Source organism: Thalassobacillus devorans MSP14 (assembly GCF_000496835.1).
Taxonomy (GTDB): domain Bacteria; phylum Bacillota; class Bacilli; order Bacillales; family Halobacillaceae; genus Thalassobacillus; species Thalassobacillus devorans_B.
On sequence record NZ_KI543238.1, the window covers coordinates 400,635 to 418,282 of the forward strand.

Here is a 17,648-nt window from a genome sequence, read left to right on the forward strand (position 1 = left end):
GGGAGAAGAGGGAGGATAAGAGGATGAAGAAGTATTTACTATTTATATTACTATTAACCGCTGTCTCGTTGACTGCTTGTGGAGATGACGATAGCAGCTCTGGAAAAAAAGAAAACCAAACACTAATGTTATATACGACGGTTTATCCTTTGATGGACTTTGCTGAAAAAATTGGAGGCGAATATGTAAAAGCAGAAACGATTCTTCCTCCTGGTGCAGATTCCCATACATTTGAGCCGGATACGAAACAGATGATTGAAGTAGCAGAGGCTGATGGATTCATCTACAGCAGCGAGGAATTTGAGTCTTATGCGAAGAAAATTTCTGAAGCAGTAGAAGCAGAAGATGTGAAGATTCTAGAAGCAGCTGAAGGAATCCATTTGGATTCCCATGTACATCAACAGGATGAAGGAGAGCATGACGACAAAGAGGAAGGGCAAGACAGTACTGACGGTCATGAGCATGGAGACCATGATCCACACGTCTGGCTCGATCCTGTCCTTTCAATTGAGCTTGCTGAAAACATCAAAGACTTTCTGATAGACCTTAAACCACAAGAGAAAAAAACTTTCGAAGCGAACTTTGAAAACCTCAAGAAGGAATTACAAGCCTTAGATACTGCATTCCATGACGAACTCGAAGTACAGCCCCATAACAAAATCGTCGTTTCACATGCAGGTTATGGCTACTGGGAACAAGCGTATGGACTTGAACAAATTGCGGTCAGTGGTGTAAGTCCTACTGAAGAGCCATCACAAAAACAGTTAGAACAAATTATTGAAACTGCAAAAGCGAATGACCTGAACTATGTGCTGTTTGAACAAAATGTTACACCAAAGATAGCAGAAGTGGTCCAAAAAGAAATCAACGGAGAAGCCCTCCGGCTTCATAACCTATCTGTTTTAACGGAAGAAGATATCGAAGAGGGAGAAGACTATTTTAGCTTAATGTACCAGAACCTTGAAGTATTGAAACAAGCTTTGCAATAATAAACAGACTCCCATCGCAATGATTATGCTTACTTGAAAAAAACACCGCATAAAGGAAATGCGTCGGCATCTCCTTTGTGCGGTGTTTTTTGTTCACCAGCAATTTATAAAATTAATGGTGTGGACTAGCAAGGCGCTTGCGCTTTTATTCTTTAGGTGTTTGATTTGATGCTTTTGAGGTTGGGTTCTGTCTTGAATATATTTGCTATAAGCACTATCGCAAGCAGGGCAACAATAACATAAAAGAATGAGATGTTCGGAAATAAATCAATGAATGCCCCACTTAAGAAAGGTCCACTGATACTGCCGACACTGAATGCAATACCACACATGATATTTCCCGCTGGAAGTAGTGATGGTGGAAGGATATCTGTCATATAAGACAGTCCCAGTGAATAAAGGGACCCGACGCACAATCCGGCAAAAGCGAATAGTACGAACAGCCATACAGCGGAAGATTCAAATAAAGCAGCAAGAATGAAAGCAGTTATTCCTCCGGAAACCACGATAGAAATTACTTTCTTACGGCCAATTTTGTCACTCCATACGCCTAAGGGGATTTGAGACAAAAGACTTGCTGCTGCAAAAAAAGGTATGATCAATGACAGAATATTGACATCATGACCGATCCGCATGCCATATACAGGAAAGATCCCATGCAAAGTTGCCTCAAGAAAGCCATAAGTAAGGGGTGGCAGAAAAGCGATCCATGCTAATCTGATCGCCTGTCCGAATCTGCTGATTGAACTGGACATATCTATGGTTTGATGATCTTTAGCAGGAAGCTCGTTTCTTACCCAGAACATCGCAGACCATACGATAACACTCAAAAGTGATGATAACAGGAATGGTAAATACATATGGACGGATAATAAGTTCGTCATCAATGGACCCAGGGTAAAGCCTGCGCTAAAGAAGAGACCATAGTAAGCGATGCTTTTTCCTCTCGTTTCTCGTGATGAGGTGGAGGTGATCCATGTCTGTGTGCCGAAGTGGAGCATATGATCTCCGATTCCGATTGTCATTCGCAGGATGAACCAAAACCATAACGCCTGCCAGAAAGGAAATAATGCCATAGAAACGAATACTAAGGAACCTCCAATCAGTATGATTGGCTTATAGCCGGCCTTTTGCATTGGTTTTTCCATGAAAGGAGAAGCGAGCAGGACGCCAATATATAATCCTGTGGCATGAAGGCCATTGATAGCAGAAGAGATTCCATTTTGTTCTAAAATGACCGCCAGTAAGGGAAGGAGCATTCCCTGGGAAAATCCTGAGATGGCTACAAGTGCTACAAGTATTTTAAAGCGTGTTTTTGCTGTGACCAACTTACCCCTCCTTTGCTTTAAGCTGGAAAAAATCTCTTCTATCCTATCGGACAACAAAAGGAAAGGCAAGAAAAACGTTAGGAATCGAGACAAAACATGTTAATACCTATTCCTGTTCTGTTAAAATAGGTAAAAGAGAAAATTCGAAGGAGTGGTTTGATGGAATTTTATATGAGAGAGAATGGAATCCGTACCCAGCTGGAATATGGGGAGTTGAACATCTCAAGCAATGAAGATTTCGGTTTTCGTCCATATCAATTGATGGTTTCTTCAATTGTGGGGTGCAGTGTCGGGGTTTATCGAAAAATTTTAGATAAACAGCGGGTACAATATGAAGATATCAAAGTTATGGTAGATGTCACCCGTAATCCGGATAAAGCAAATCGAATTGAAAAAGTATCCATTCACTACATGGTCAAAGGCTATCATTTGAATCAGGATAAGCTTCTAAAGAACCTGGAAGTTGCCCGTAATAATTGTTCCATGGTGCAGTCAGTCAAAGACAGTATTGAAGTGGAAGAGTCTGTGGAATATTTAGAACTCAGTATGTAAATTATTCCTGAAAAGCGTGTTCCTTGTTGATAGGACGCGCTTTTTTCATTTTCAGAAAATTCCCCTGATGCATAAAATCCCCTTCCCATCAAAAGCTAACAAAAAAAGAAAGGGGCTCCATCACATGCGAAAATGGATGCTGTCCATCATGGCATTATTATTGATGCTGACTGCAGTCGAGCCGATGATTCTTTCTGCAGAAGAAAAGAAAGAAGAGGGAAGACTGCCCAGCCATGTTTTGAATATATCAAAGGACAATACCTATCCAAATTCAACCGAGGATCAAGTTGTACTTGAACCGAGTGAATTGAGTAAGGAATTAATTGAAGAGTCTGAGGTGAAAATCACCAACCCCCGATTGATCGAATTATTGAATGAAACAAGTTTGAAACCCTCGCCTTTAGCCATCGGGTACCGCGGGGAAGTTTATTTAGGGAAATGGCCACTGAATTATACTTCTAAAGAAACAAGCATCAATTGGGAATATCAGCATATCAACACAAATGAATTGAACAATCAAGCGAGTCAAACGACAGAAAAACTAAAATATCTGCAAAAAGAAGAAAAGCATGTCAAGGGCGGTTTGACAGCAAAAATCGACGTACCTGACCAGGTGAAGCGGATGCTTCTTCTGGAAGCGCAAAACAATACCAACTTGCCGTTATCTTTTCATACTGTCGTAGGAAGCGGTACCAAGCAGCAAAACTCCTATGCCGTCCCGGTTAATAAAATAGGTGTCCTGCAAGCTTATGCACCAGCAGTCAATGAAAAAGGAACTGTTGCCTTCGGCGAAGTATATATCCAGCTGAAGGGATCGAAAAAAGAACTGGTAGTCAAAAATATTAAAAAACAGGGTATTGGAGCATGGATACCAATCCAGGACCATGTGTCTTATTCCTTCCAGCTTAAGTAATATTCATTCACGCCTGCTCCAGTTTATTGGGATAGGCGTATTTTAATATTTATTAACCATAACATAGACAAACAGAAGGATTTCTACTATGATAATGCATGGTACATCAGAATAACGTCACTTAATGAACACAACTGAAAAAGGAGTTTATTCATGGCTCAAGAGGAAAAACTGCAAGACCTTAAACTGCGATTGGCAGCATTCATGTCCCGGCTGGAAGAAATGGAGCCGGAGGAAACATCCGTACAAGATATCGACCAGCTTATACAGATGCTGGAAGAATTAGAAAAAAAGATGTAGCTTCAGAAGACAAACCGCACTGTTCTTAAATACGTGCGGTTTTTTATATAGGGAAATTACAAAATTTAAAGAATGTTGATAACCTTTTGCAGTGGGCTAAATCCAGCTCCAGCACCTATCCCCCCTTTAAGCCATCCCTCTCTGTGACCAAAAAGTCACGACGATTATTGACTTAAGCATTTCGGGGGTGAGCCAGGCGCATGCGCTTTTGTTATAGGAGATATTTTTAACACAACGATAGGAGGTGGAGTTACTACCCTGGAATCGAAGAGACGGTAATGGTGACAGCCTTAATTTTCCAATGTTGTATAGTTGGAAGTCATACAGGTTTTGAAAAAAATGGGGGTTGATTTTTCCCAGCCATTTCTTTATCATGGTAAATCGTTAACGAACTAAAATTAAGTTGAACGAGAGGAGAATATATATGGCATGGGCTGTTATTATTTCTGTGCTGATAATGACTGTGCTTAGTCTGTTGCGTGTCAACGTAATCATAGCCATCATCGCTGCAGCTTTATCAGCAGGGCTCATAGCTGGAGAATCGCTTCAATCTTCCCTTGATCTGATGATCGGCGGGATGGGGAATCAGGCAAGCGTTGCTTTAAGCTATATCTTATTAGGAGCTTTTGCAGTAGCAATTAGTTATTCAGGTATTACAAATCTTTTAGTGAATTATTTATTGAAGATGTTAAAAAATAAACGTGTCATCATGTTATTAGTAATTGCTGGAGTAGCTTCACTTTCCCAAAATGTCATACCTGTGCATATTGCATTCATACCGATTTTAATTCCACCTTTATTGAAATTGTTCGATCAAATGAAAATAGATCGACGGGGCGTTGCCACCGCTTTGACGTTCGGTTTGAAAGCTCCCTATATTATGATTCCAGCAGGATTTGGTTTGATTTTCCACCAGACCATCCAGGATGCAATGAAAAGTAGTGGTGTAGAAGTAGGTATAGGAAACATAGCATTGTCCCTTTTACTTCCGGGGTCTGGAATGATACTCGGTTTGCTTGTAGCCGTCTTTTTCACCTACCGGAAACCGAGAGATAAGTACCAGGTAAATGAACTGGAAGATGAAAACAAGGTGATTGCAGTACCGGAGGCTAAGTTCGAAGCAAAGCATGCCTGGACTCTGGTTGCTGTTGCTGGTGCGCTGGGTGTCCAGATTTGGACAGGTAACCTTGTATTAGGAGCATTGACGGGAATTGTTCTTATGTTTGTTTTACTTGTGGTACCGTTTAGCAGGGGTGACGAGGTCGTCACGAATGGAATCGGTATGATGGGCATGATCGCATTCGTCATGTTGATTGCCGCCGGTTACGCCAATGTACTACAAAAAACAGGTTCCATCGATGCGTTAGTGGAGTCGAGCTCCGGTATGATTGGTGACAACAAAGGTCTGATTGCCTTTATTTTATTGCTGGTGGGGCTATTGGTCACGATGGGGATCGGTTCTTCGTTTGGTACGGTTCCCATTTTAGCAGCATTATTCGTACCGATCGGGGTAGCTGCCGGATTTTCCCCAATGGCATTAGCAGCCCTGATTGGTACGGCAGGAGCACTTGGAGACGCAGGCTCACCTGCTTCAGACAGCACCCTGGGACCGACTTCAGGACTTGCGGCTGATGGTAAGCATCATCATATTTGGGATACTTGTGTACCAACATTTTTGCATTATAATATTCCGTTATTCATCTTTGGATGGATTGCGGCCATGATTTTATAAAACATCGGAAAAGCACCTGTGAGGCAGGTGCTTTTTCTATTCGAAGGATTGGAAAAGTAAGTCAGGTATATATGTTTTTTGCAGTTGTAAACTAAGGGAAAAGCAGGTGAAGACACTCATGAAAAAATTCCTGGTTTTCCTGATTTCCTTAACGGTTATATGTGGTTTCCCCATATCGGCTTTAGGCTATGGCTGGGGTTACCAGAAAAATAATGATGGTACTCCTCCGGACGTAGGCTTTTATGGGCAGTTATTAAGTGATTATGACGGTTTTTATATTGATGAGTCTGGCGATAAAGAAATTTACCTCACTTTTGATAATGGTTATGAAGAGGGGTATACAGGTAAAATCCTTGATGTATTAAAAGAAAAGAACGTTCCAGCAGCTTTTTTCATAACTGGGCATTATATCAATAGTGCCCCCGATCTGGTGAAGCGTATGAACAAGGAAGGCCATATCATCGGCAATCATTCCTGGCATCATCCAGATTTCACTACTTCCTCAAGATCCCGTATCGATGAAGAATTAGATAAAGTCGAGAGTGCAGTGGCTGAGCTTACAGATCAAGAAGAAATGCTCTATTTACGTCCCCCACGCGGTACTTTTAACGAAAAAACATTAGCATGGACAAGAGATATGGGATATATCAATGCATTTTGGTCGATTGCTTTTGTGGATTGGAACACTGGTCAGCAAAAGGGTTGGAAGTATGCTTATGACAGTTTGATGAAGCAAATACATCCGGGAGCTGTGTTGTTACTTCATAGTGTATCAGAAGACAATGCACTGGCATTAGAAAAATTGATCGATGATTTACGGAAACAGGGCTACACATTTCATAGCCTCGATCATTTAATGATGAAAAAATTGCTACCTGAGAACAGCTATTGGTATTGATTTCAGAGACACTGAAAAAAAGTGTCTCTATTTTATGTTTTTCGACAAAATATTCATTGTTCGTCTGCTATGATTACGGTAATGGGACTTGTTCAGGTGGACGTAATAGCGTGTTAGAATCCGCAGTTCAGAGGGAAGGCGCGTATGATCGATAAAGCAAGTCTGCCGGTTAAAAAAGGAAATGGACTTACCGGCATGGAGCCAACAGTATTGCTGTAAAAAAGGTTAGGCATAAATACCTTTGTGATAAGGGGTTGTACCTAATTTCCACAAAATTGTAAGAATATATTTAAAATTTAAATAGTTTTGTTATAATAGTATCTGCGGAGCATATCAACGTTACCTTAAGTATCAAAAGGAAAGAGGTAGTCCATTGATGTTAATTGAGAGGATGCATTGTGGTTTGGAGGAAAGTGACGTTTTAGCGCTTTTTGATTTAATCGATCAGAATGTTTGTCTAATTAATATGGAAACGAAGACGGTAACATGCAGTCATTCTTTGCAGAAAGAAAGTTATGCAAAGGAACAAATCCACCTGGACGACTGGTTAGATTTGTTTTACGTGTATGACCAATTCGGTATTCAGCATTCATTGAAGCATGTAACCAAACAAAAAACTCTTTACAGCAAAGCGCGCCTTCTCTTCAAAGACCATCATCAATGGGTGCGATGTGCATTTAAACAGTTATCACATCGACGAATTGTTGTAGCTATCGATCCTTTATATCAAGATGAAGTCAGTGTACCCCACCATTTGCCTTTCAACCAGGACATTCAACAAACCTCAGCGGTAAAGGAAAACTCCGAAGAAACTACATTAAAAACTAAGAATCAAACAAGCACATTGGACAATCCTCTAGATATGAATTTTGGTGAATTACACAAACAAATGAAAGCAATAACTGAAAACTTCCCTCATGGGTTAGCATTAATCAACAAGAAGTGGGAATTAACGTATGCAAATCCGCAAATGGAAAGAATGCTCGGTAAAGATTTGCAGTCTCATTACAAACATAAATTATGGCAATTATACCCGATTAGTGAGTACTACCTGTTTTATCGTCATTATTATATGGCACTAGAAATGGAACAACCGGTAACATTTGATGCTTATATGCAGGAACGAAAAATGTACGCCAGAATCACCATCTACCCTACGGATGATGGTTTCACCATTTTTATACAGGATGTTACGGTCAGAAAAAAATATTTGCACGCCCTGCAAGAAGCGGAAAAACGTTTTTCCCTGCTTGCTGATAATATTAAAGATGTGTTTTGGATATGTGATGAGTCTTTTACAAAGCTGATTTATGTCAGTCCGCGCTTCAGGGATTTGTTTGGCCTTCCGTTAGAGGAAAGGGAAAGCGACCCTTTAACATGGTGGGAGCAGATAGCAGATGCTGAGTGCTATTCATACATCAGAGAGGGTTACCGTAAAATGAGCAAAGAAAATTCTCAGATTGAATACCGGATTACCACCCCTCAAAATGAAGTCAAATGGATTCGTACAAGAGGTTTCCCGGTGCAGGATGGGAAAGAAAAATATATCGTCGGTATCAGTGAAGATATCACGGAGATGAAAGAAAAGGAATCTTTCATGCGGCAATCCGAACAGTTGTCTGCAATTACACAAATGTCTGCAGGAATAGCACATGAAATCAAAAATCCACTGACGGCATTAAAAGGGTTTATGCAGCTAGGAACGGCAAATCCTGATCTGCGGGAATCCTATAACGAACTGTTGTTAAGTGAAGTGAATCGAATTGAGTCAATCGTGAACGATTTTATGATGCTCGCTAAGCCTTCCTCATCTATCCAAATTGAAGAGGTGAATATTAAACAGACAATTGATTACGTTATTGAACTTTATCAATCATTGATCTCAGAGAAAAAAATCACTATTGATACCTCGATCGCCTGTGATGATTCGGCTATTCAATCCGATCCGAACCGGTTTAAACAAATCCTGATAAATATTATTAAGAATGCTATTGAAGCTGTAGAATGCCACGGAGTAATTCGGGTTGATGTTGTCTGTGAGAATGGAGAAGCATTAATCAAAATCTCAGACGATGGAAAAGGCTTATCGCAAGAAAAACTAAAACGACTAGGAGAACCTTTTTTCACAACTAAGAAAGACGGCACAGGATTAGGGATCATGGTTACAAGAAAAATGGTCGACGATTTAGGTGGTACAATCCAATACTCCAGTGAAGAAGGTGTAGGAACATCGGTGGCTATTTTATTTCCAATTAAATAATGGAAAAACAGATCCTTCAGGGTCTGTTTTTTTTTCGACATATTACCCGGGAAATGAGCTGGTTCAAATTGAAAGATTGGCACAATTATGAATGATGAAATTGCTTAAATCGCTTACATGAAACTTTTTAATAAGTTTATTGCATAGCTGTTTACAAACGTCGAAAGCCTCGTTATAATCCCGATTGTACTGAAAAAAGAAAAGTAAGGTGTAGAGAAAAATTTCAACAAGGGGGCTTTCTGATGCTTAAAAAATTATTATCTTTTTTACTAATAAATATCGGTGCATTTGCAGTTGCGGTTAACGTACATTTTTTCTTATCTCCCAATGATCTCGCAACTGGTGGGGTCAGTGGGCTCTCGATTGTATTGAATAAAGTATTTCCTGAAGTGTCACTCGGTATCATCATGGTGATATTAAATATTATTTTATTCATCGTTGGAATTATCTTTCTCGGCTTTCAATTTGGTGCCAAGACGATCTATGCCAGCTTTGCGCTATCTTTCATGGTATGGGGACTGGAAGTAGTTTATCCGATGGAAACAGCGTTAAGCAATGATATATTGATTCAATTGATCATAGGACAAATTATCGCTGCCTCAGGTATGGCGATTGTTTTTCATCAGGGAGCATCAACCGGAGGCACGGATATTCTCGCAATGATTATGAATAAGTACTTCTCTTTTGAAGTGGGTAAAGGCGTATTAATGTCTGATATCGCAATCGCTGCATCATCTGTTTTCTTATTTGGACCGACTGTTGGAATGTACGCTTTCTTCGGTGTCATTTTAAATGGTCTGGTCATCGATTACGCTCTACAGCAATTTGACCATAAAAATGAAGTTGTTATTATCAGCAGGGAAAGTGAACAAGTGCGTGAATTTATCGTCAGAACTCTTGGGAAAGGAGCGACGATTCATACAGCCCGAGGCGCTTTCAATTATGATGACAAAGAGGTAATAACGACGATTTTGGGAAGAAAAGATTTTACCCGACTTAAAAAATATATTTCAGCGATTGATGACCGTGCGTTTATTACGGTTCATTCAATGAACGAAATTCTCGGGGAAAACTTCAAACGTCTGGCTTAGTGGATTAACCCGGCTGAAACGAAATGATTTCAGCCGGGTTTTACTATTCCAATAGGAATGCCTCACTGGCTGGAAGATCATCTTTATGAGTAACTCACATAATGATGATCTTCCAGATAAGCTCCCTTTTATGGAATACTCAGTTTCGAGAGAAACTGTTTTCCGTTATGGTGATGGGCGTTTGGAGGTCCGGGAAATCACTCGCTTTCCATGGGTGGACGGTGAGCTTCCTCAGGCTCCGCCTTGCGGGATCTCACCATGTCCTATCCTCCCATTGGACTTTGACTAAGCTTCTTGAATAGACACCGCACGAAGAAAATGCGTAGCATTTTCGAGGACTCGCAATTTCCCGGCCCTCCTTACGTTTATGAGAAAAACGGAAACACCTGCAAGCAGAATCAACATTATAACAGTTACAAAGAGGGCTTATTTCCTGAATCACTAGGCCTTTTCATGCAGAAAATGTGGAAGATATTTTCTTACAACGTAGGCAAAATATGAATAAGGTGGCGGGGAAACGGTGAGACTCCCGTGGGAGAAGGGGCTAGGCGAGACCCCACAGGTCGTGAAACGACCGAGGAGGCTTGCCAGCCTCCCCCACAGGAAAGCGAATCGTTTCCCAGCCCCCTTTCCCCTGTCTCGGTAACGAACCCGAATTACTTTGAAACTGAGTCTTCCATAATCCGGTCCTATTGCTGAATAAGCTTTTTATGAAAAACAACCACGTTTAACGAATAAATGAATTAATCTTCTCAAAATTTCTTTGTGTAACACCAGTCCAACTTTCTTGAAAACCCCTTTTAGATTTAAATTTCAACAATTGTGAATTGTTTGATATAATACTGGTGAATGAGTTACTTTATTTTGGGGAAGGGGATGTACTATGGATAGAGAATCGTTGATAGCTCCAGAGTCTTATAATGTAGTAAGTGAAATTGAAAAGTATGCAAAAGAACCTGATCGCAAAGCGTTGCAGTGGGAAGACGAGCAGGGAAATCAAAAAGAGATTACATATTCAGAATTGATTCACAATGCCAACAAAATTGGTAACGCTTTCAAACGGGAAGGCTTGGAAAAAGGGGATAAAGTTCTAATTATGATTCCTCGCCTGATAGAAGCTTACCAGGTATATGTCGGAGCTTTAAAAGCAGGGCTGGTTGTCATACCAAGCTCGGAAATGCTCCGTACCAAAGATTTGCAATATCGGATTACTCATGGTGAGGTAAGCGGGGTTGTCAGCTTCCATCCATATACAGGACAATTTGATAATATTAAAGGAATAGATACCATTAAAAAGTTTACGATCGGTGCAGCTGTTGAAGGATGGACATACCTTGATGATTTGCTTAAAGAAGAAAAAGTCTCGTCTGAACTGGAGATGGCTGATACTAAAAGGAATGATATGGCCTTCTTATCCTATACCTCTGGAACTACGGGAAATCCTAAAGGTGTTGTCCATACGCATGGCTGGGGTTACGCTCATTTAAAAATAGCTGCTGAGAACTGGCTCAGTATCCAGGATGGAGATACGGTATGGGCTACTGCTGGTCCTGGCTGGCAAAAGTGGATTTGGAGTCCGTTTTTATCTGTCCTTGGGTCTGGAGCCACCGGACTGGTTTATCAAGGTAAATTTGACCCTAAAACCTATTTAGGTATACTAGAACGCTATACAGTCAATGTGCTCTGTTGTACGCCAACTGAATACCGTTTGATGGCTAAAGTGGATAACCTGGATGAATATCATCTACCTGCATTGCACAGTGCGGTTTCTGCCGGAGAACCATTGAACAGGGAAGTCATCGATACTTTCCAAAAACACTTCAATGTCACCGTACGAGATGGATATGGTCAAACAGAAAATACCTTACTTGTCGGTGTGATGAAGGATATGGATGTCAAGCCAGGCTCGATGGGGAAACCGACACCTGGAAATCGAGTGGAAATCATCGATGAGATGGGAGAGCCGGTAGGACCAGGAGAGGTAGGAGATATTGCGGTTCATTTAGAAACGCCCGCCTTATTCAAAGCATATTACAAGGATCCTGAACGTACAAAAATGTCTTATCGCGGCGACTATTATGTAACAGGTGATCAGGCTTCTAAAGATGATGAAGGATATTTCTGGTTTGAAGGCAGAAGTGATGATATTATTATCAGCTCTGGCTACACGATTGGTCCTTTCGAAGTAGAAGATGCACTAGTGAAGCATCCTGCTGTCCAGGAATGCGCTGTAGTAGCAAGTCCGGACGAAGTTCGTGGTAATATTGTAAAGGCTTATATCGTACTGAAGGAAGGAAAAAATGGGAATGAGTCCCTTATTAAGGAGCTCCAGGAGCATGTCAAGGAATTGACTGCCCCATATAAGTATCCTAGAAGTATCGAGTTTATTGCGGAATTGCCTAAAACTACATCAGGGAAAATCAGAAGGGTAGAATTAAGACAAAAAGAAAAGCAGCAATCATAATCAACCAGAGAAAGCAGGTGTCCGTCTAATGTCACCTGCTTTTTAAAAAATTCCATCTTCATCCTTATTTCCAGGGATTGGGTATGATAAGATTAGAGTAATATGCTGTATAGGGGGCAGAACGTGGACTGGATAAAGAAAATTGCATTTATAATGGTCATAGGTATTGCGCTGGCGGTCATTCCTTTTCAAGTCCAAAGCCCACAAATAGACAAACAAGAGAAGTGGGAGAGTTTGGAGGAAACATAATACTAATGATAGTCAAGTATAGCCTTTCTCTACCCAGGGAAAGGTTTTTATTTTAGAGGAGGAGATAAATGATTCGTGTGGCGGAATTAGAAGATGCAGAAGAATTAGCAAGGCTGGTAACTGTGTTAGGCTATCCCTCTACTAAACGGGAAATGGCCGTTAGATTTGCTAAAATAAAGATGAAGACTGATTATCAGACGTACGTATATGAAGAAGATGGGAACCTGTTGGGAATGATAGGGATGGTTCATGGCTTCCGATATGAGGGGAATGAAAGTTACATAAGAGTAGTAGCGGTGGTCGTGGATGAGCAGCATCGCGGAAGAGGAATTGGCAAACGGCTCTTTGAGCTAGCAGAACAGTGGGGAAAAGCGAAAGGTGCTGTCTCCATGATTCTGAATAGCGGCAATCGATCAGAAAGAGCTGAAACTCACAGTGTTTATGAACAATGGGGATTCATAAAAAAGTCAACCGGCTTCGTAAAACCGTTCAACTAAAACATATTTTTCTGCGCTAACGCCTATTCTGACTATTGTCAGAATAGGCGTTGTTATTTAAAGTTAAAATAAAAAGGGCATGTAGTGATGAAAATAGTTGAATATTAAGCCTTAAAATATGGTTCGTGAAAAAATCAGGTTCACAAGCGGTTATAACACTTTCCTCACTTAAACCTCTCCTTCTGTATAACGGCTAACTGATAGAATTTTCTGTCATATCCAATTTTAATCTTTCTTTCTTGTAAAAGAAAAGGTATTCCTATAATGTTTTAAGCGAATGATATAATAAAAATGATTTTAAGTTTACAAGGAGTGGACAAGCGTGAGTAGACGTTTCACCCATATATTCAATTCATTGGTCGGTATTTTGCTGATTATTGAAGGGGGTCTATATATATTTATGATGAACAAAGACGATACCCTCCACTTACAGAGCATCATTGTAACTTTTCTTCTGCTATTGGCATGGGGCATGTCTTACCGTAAACAATTAAAAGAAGAAAATTCGATACCATGGTTGACGGTCACTCTTATCCTCATGATTCCTATGATTTTGCCATGGTTGTTTTTCATCTGAACTCTGGAGGAGCGCTGTATTAATATAATATATATCCTAACGAACCAAATATCACAGCACTCCCCAGATAAAGGTGACCGAATATACGATGTTTTGTTTCCTCTGCACTCATCTCTACGATTCCCGAAAAGATGAGAAACAGGGCCGCTATGATAAAAGTAGTCAGTTCCACTGTAGTCCATCGGTTTCTCTCAATCAGAATTAACAGCCATATTTCAATGGGAATAGCTGTAATTAGCGGGAAATACAATGGATTGAACCACTCCTCCCACTTTCTCCACTTACGCAAAACTTTCACTTCCTTTCTTTAGAGCCGCAGTACTGCAGGCAAAGTGCCGACTGTACCAAACCCTAAGTTCTGTGTGGTAATCCGATAAGGATTTTACAACTCAATTTTCTCACGGTCTTTAATTCAATCTCATACATCCCTACCTTAATCAAATGATTAATAAAAGGACGGAAATAGAGCAAACTTAATAGCAGGGCTGTCGAGGTCGTATAACCCCCGGCACTTTGGTGAACGGTTTTTCCGAGTGGAAGAATCTCACTGCCCCGGTCCCGTAATATCAGGTAGGGACACCTCTGCTTTCGACAAAAACAATGTAAATTCGACATAATTTGACTTATTGCGAGCTATTTGTTCCATATTGTTTTATAAGTAACTTAAAGAGGTTTGTCGATAATTTTTATTTCTGGTAAAGTAACTCCTTGGCTGCGTAACCAGATAAACGATATCTAATTACCACGTCTTCCTCTCTAATTACTAATTTCAAAAAGATTTCCTGGAGTTGTTGTAATGATAACAAATTATGAAAGGAAAGGTTTAAAATGAATACAAAATTAATTGATTGGCCCACGTTCATAGGGGCATTTATCTTATTGCTTGGGGTAGTTGTGCCACTTATCATCTTTCCTGAGGCTGGCGTCGAAGTCGTCAATCAGGCTAATACATTCATGACCTCTAACTTTGGGGTATTATACTTAATCATGGGGTTATTGGTATTTGCCTTTTTGATATTTGTAGCCTTCAGTGAAAATGGTCACATCCTGTTGGGTGACGAAGGAGAAAAGCCCGAATTCAATTCTTTCTCCTGGGCAGCGATGTTATTTGCTGCAGGGATTGGTTCGAGTATTCTATATTGGGCTGTAATCGAGTGGGCTTACTACTATCAGGGTCCTCCTTTCGGCATTGAACCGGAATCGAAAGAAGCCATCCAATGGTCGACAGCTTATGGCATTTTCCACTGGGGACCGATTGCATGGGCGATTTATACACTGCCGGCATTGCCTATCGCCTACTTCTATTATGTCCGTAAGAAACCAGTATTGAAAATCAGTGAGGCATGCCGTCCCTTATTAGGACGGGTTGTAGACGGACCGGTCGGTCATATCATTGATATTCTCTTCATGTTCGGATTAATGGGTGGTGCAGGTACTACGCTTGCACTTGGTACTCCTATGATTGCTGAAGGTATCAGTGAATTGACTGGTCTGGAAGCAGATATGACGATGCAAACATTTATTTTGTTGTTATGTACGGCCATATTTGCCTTCAGTGCCTACTCCGGGTTGAAAAAAGGGATTAAGCTGCTTAGTGACATCAACTTATGGCTGGCGCTATTCTTGCTAGGATTCATTTTCTTGTTCGGTCCGACCCGCTTTCTAACAGAGACAACAACGAACAGTGTCGGAATACTTATGGATAATTTCTTTAAAATGGCAACATGGACCGAACCATTCGGTGATATGGGAGCCTTTGAAAAAACAGGTTTCCCTGAAGGCTGGACGATTTTCTACTGGGCCTGGTGGCTCGTTTATGCTCCGTTTGTGGGGCTGTTTGTCGCTCGTATTTCCAGAGGCCGCACTGTCCGTCAAATGGTGCTTGGCACGATGGTGTATGGGACGCTTGGCTGTGTTCTATTCTTTGGTATCATGGGGAACTTCGGGCTGTACTTACAGATGACAGGAAGTTTTGATGCTATTGGTTATATGAACGAGCACGGCGCTCCTGCTGCGATAATAGCGATTATCGGACAACTGCCGCTAGCCAAGTTCATGGTATTGATATTTACTGTACTGGCAATAATTTTTCTTGCTACGACATTTGACTCCAGTTCTTATATATTATCAGCAGTCGTTCAAAAAGAAGTAGAGAATGAACCATTACGTTGGAATCGATTGTTCTGGGCATTCGCTTTGTGTCTGCTCCCATTAGCGCTGATGTTCCTGGGAGGGCTGGGTACCCTGCAAACAGCGAGTATTGTTGGTGGCTTCCCACTTATTTTTATCATGTTCATGCTGGCGTTATCGTTTATGAAAGCTTCTAATGAAGATATCAGAGCCAGTGAAGGATATGAACCGAAAACCATCCACATTAATCGCAAGAGAATTCTCGAACGGTTAAGAAGAAAACGAAAACAGCAAAGGCCACCGGAACAGTAATTTCTGCAAAACCTCCACTTCGTCAATAAGTGGAGGTTTTGTTATTTTTCCTGCGCAAATAATCCAGTGCAGGAACGATGTCAAATGCTCCACTGGCTGCGAAAAAGTGGGAGAGAAGTGGAAGTTTAGGTCTAGTATCCACTTTGTTATCCTCCTCTAATTGTTACCATGAAAATGGGGAAGTACATACTTCCCAAGTTCTTCAACTACTTCTTTGGCTGGGCGCCTGCTTTGAGCCAGGTTGAAGAAAATGTGATTGACTCCTGCGTCCTGATATTCCGTTAAAATATTTATTAGATCGTTCCGCCCGGTTCGGTAGCCTGCTGGAATCTTTTCATAGGAATAATCGGGGTCTTCCGTTAAATCGAGCGGAAGCGGCATAAGAAATGCACGGAAACTATCCGGGGAATAGCTCTTCGCAAGCTTACGATACTTCGTGATGGTCTCACGTTGTTGTTCAGGCCGTTGCGGGTAGAACATCCATCCATCTCCATGCCGGGCGACCCAATCGAGAGTCTGCTGAGCGTACCCCGTAAGGAAAAGAGGAATTTCTTTCGTTGGTTTTGGGACAAGGTTAGCTTTATCTATTTTGCCAAATGGTGAATCGATTGTTGGAAATTCCTCGTAAAGTACCTGCTGGAAATAGTGGAAGGCATCCCGAAACCATTGTCCGCGCTCCATGATTGGGATATTCAACCCTGAAAAGTCTTTTCTTCTGTCTCCTGATGAGATACCGAGCATCAATCGCTCCGGGAATAACCGCTCGATGCTTGCTGCCTCTTTGGCGGTACGAAGCGGATGGCGTAATGAAAATACAGTTGCAGCAGTACCTACATTGATAGAGTGAGTATGACTGGCCAAGTAAGTGAGGTAAATAAAGCTATCGAATATTTGACCGGTCGCAGGGTCTTCAAAGGTAGGGTCCTCTAAAAGGACATCCTGCAGCCATAAGCTGGTAAAGCCTTGTTGTTCTGCAAGCTGTGCCATTTCAATTTGATCCTCCATATGCGGTGACTGATTGCCATAATTTTCAATTGGAATGGACAAACCAAAAGTAAGTTGGCCAGGTTCTACCATTTTTTTAAATCCTGTATGTTTTTTCATTTTTATCAGACTCCCGGGAATTAGTCATTTTAGTATGAATCATACTTTTTTTCGCTACAAAAAATTTGCCTCAAACATTATACTCTGAATCTATGTACCTATATTAGTAATAATATTCTGAAAACTGTGTAACATTATATAAGCCTTATCACCTGTTCTTTATTAAAAAGTATAAAAAGGAAGTCGGATAATGTTAAAATATACATAATGAATAAAAATTTAGAAATATAATTAAACATTCGTATTCACTAC

At 40.8% G+C, this 17,648-nt stretch carries 16 protein-coding genes; 13 read left to right on the forward strand and 3 right to left on the reverse strand.

Annotation, left to right across the window (positions count from 1 at the left end):
* The first annotated feature begins 23 nt into the window (after positions 1-23).
* On the forward strand, positions 24-989 hold the full coding sequence (locus P855_RS0118175; protein WP_028784897.1) for a metal ABC transporter solute-binding protein, Zn/Mn family: 966 nt from the start codon (positions 24-26) through the stop codon (positions 987-989).
* Positions 990-1,141: 152 nt separating this feature from the next.
* Here the strand turns inward: P855_RS0118175 and P855_RS0118180 are convergent, their stop codons facing one another.
* Positions 1,142-2,317 carry an MFS transporter gene (locus P855_RS0118180; protein ID WP_028784898.1) on the reverse strand — a complete coding sequence of 392 codons (1,176 nt, stop codon included), beginning with the start codon at positions 2,315-2,317 and terminating at the stop codon, positions 1,142-1,144.
* Between the two features lie 159 nt (positions 2,318-2,476).
* Between P855_RS0118180 and P855_RS0118185 the strand changes: the two genes are divergently transcribed.
* The 11 genes from P855_RS0118185 to P855_RS0118240 all read left to right on the forward strand — a co-directional run bounded on the left by P855_RS0118185 (position 2,477) and on the right by P855_RS0118240 (position 13,850).
* Entirely contained in the window at positions 2,477-2,869 is a 393-nt protein-coding gene (locus P855_RS0118185; protein ID WP_028784899.1) for an OsmC family protein, read from the forward strand.
* A gap of 124 nt (positions 2,870-2,993) precedes the next feature.
* Positions 2,994-3,782, forward strand: a complete 789-nt coding sequence (locus P855_RS0118190; RefSeq protein WP_028784900.1) for a YfkD famly protein — start codon at positions 2,994-2,996, stop codon at positions 3,780-3,782.
* 153 nt (positions 3,783-3,935) lie between these two features.
* Positions 3,936-4,082: an SE1561 family protein gene (locus tag P855_RS22435; RefSeq protein ID WP_200865973.1), complete on the forward strand. Its 147-nt coding sequence runs from the start codon at positions 3,936-3,938 to the stop codon at positions 4,080-4,082.
* 424 nt (positions 4,083-4,506) lie between these two features.
* Complete coding sequence (locus tag P855_RS0118200) at positions 4,507-5,814, forward strand: Na+/H+ antiporter family protein (protein ID WP_028784901.1); 1,308 nt, start codon at positions 4,507-4,509, stop codon at positions 5,812-5,814.
* Between the two features lie 118 nt (positions 5,815-5,932).
* Positions 5,933-6,712 (forward strand): delta-lactam-biosynthetic de-N-acetylase, encoded by a 780-nt coding sequence (pdaA, locus tag P855_RS0118205; RefSeq protein ID WP_028784902.1) that lies wholly within the window; start codon positions 5,933-5,935, stop codon positions 6,710-6,712.
* Positions 6,713-7,088: 376 nt separating this feature from the next.
* Positions 7,089-8,972, forward strand: coding sequence for a PAS domain-containing sensor histidine kinase (locus P855_RS21315; protein ID WP_051353312.1), 1,884 nt, complete (start codon positions 7,089-7,091; stop codon positions 8,970-8,972).
* A 242-nt stretch (positions 8,973-9,214) separates the two neighbouring features.
* Entirely contained in the window at positions 9,215-10,063 is an 849-nt protein-coding gene (locus P855_RS0118215) for a YitT family protein (protein WP_028784903.1), read from the forward strand.
* An 883-nt stretch (positions 10,064-10,946) separates the two neighbouring features.
* Complete coding sequence (gene mbcS, locus P855_RS0118225; RefSeq protein ID WP_028784905.1) at positions 10,947-12,527, forward strand: acyl-CoA synthetase MbcS; 1,581 nt, start codon at positions 10,947-10,949, stop codon at positions 12,525-12,527.
* Between the two features lie 123 nt (positions 12,528-12,650).
* Positions 12,651-12,776, forward strand: a complete 126-nt coding sequence (locus tag P855_RS22680) for a hypothetical protein (RefSeq protein ID WP_268744499.1) — start codon at positions 12,651-12,653, stop codon at positions 12,774-12,776.
* A 68-nt stretch (positions 12,777-12,844) separates the two neighbouring features.
* Positions 12,845-13,273 carry a GNAT family N-acetyltransferase gene (locus P855_RS0118235; protein ID WP_028784906.1) on the forward strand — a complete coding sequence of 143 codons (429 nt, stop codon included), beginning with the start codon at positions 12,845-12,847 and terminating at the stop codon, positions 13,271-13,273.
* A gap of 322 nt (positions 13,274-13,595) precedes the next feature.
* Entirely contained in the window at positions 13,596-13,850 is a 255-nt protein-coding gene (locus tag P855_RS0118240) for a hypothetical protein (RefSeq protein ID WP_028784907.1), read from the forward strand.
* Positions 13,851-13,869: 19 nt separating this feature from the next.
* On the opposite strand, the gene P855_RS0118245 is transcribed toward P855_RS0118240, so the two are convergent.
* On the reverse strand, positions 13,870-14,148 hold the full coding sequence (locus tag P855_RS0118245; protein WP_028784908.1) for a hypothetical protein: 279 nt from the start codon (positions 14,146-14,148) through the stop codon (positions 13,870-13,872).
* Positions 14,149-14,678: 530 nt separating this feature from the next.
* Between P855_RS0118245 and P855_RS0118250 the strand changes: the two genes are divergently transcribed.
* Positions 14,679-16,292: a BCCT family transporter gene (locus P855_RS0118250; RefSeq protein ID WP_028784909.1), complete on the forward strand. Its 1,614-nt coding sequence runs from the start codon at positions 14,679-14,681 to the stop codon at positions 16,290-16,292.
* A 156-nt stretch (positions 16,293-16,448) separates the two neighbouring features.
* Here P855_RS0118250 and P855_RS0118260 read toward each other — a convergent pair whose 3' ends face one another.
* Positions 16,449-17,396 (reverse strand): LLM class oxidoreductase, encoded by a 948-nt coding sequence (locus P855_RS0118260; protein ID WP_028784910.1) that lies wholly within the window; start codon positions 17,394-17,396, stop codon positions 16,449-16,451.
* Positions 17,397-17,648 lie beyond the last annotated feature (252 nt).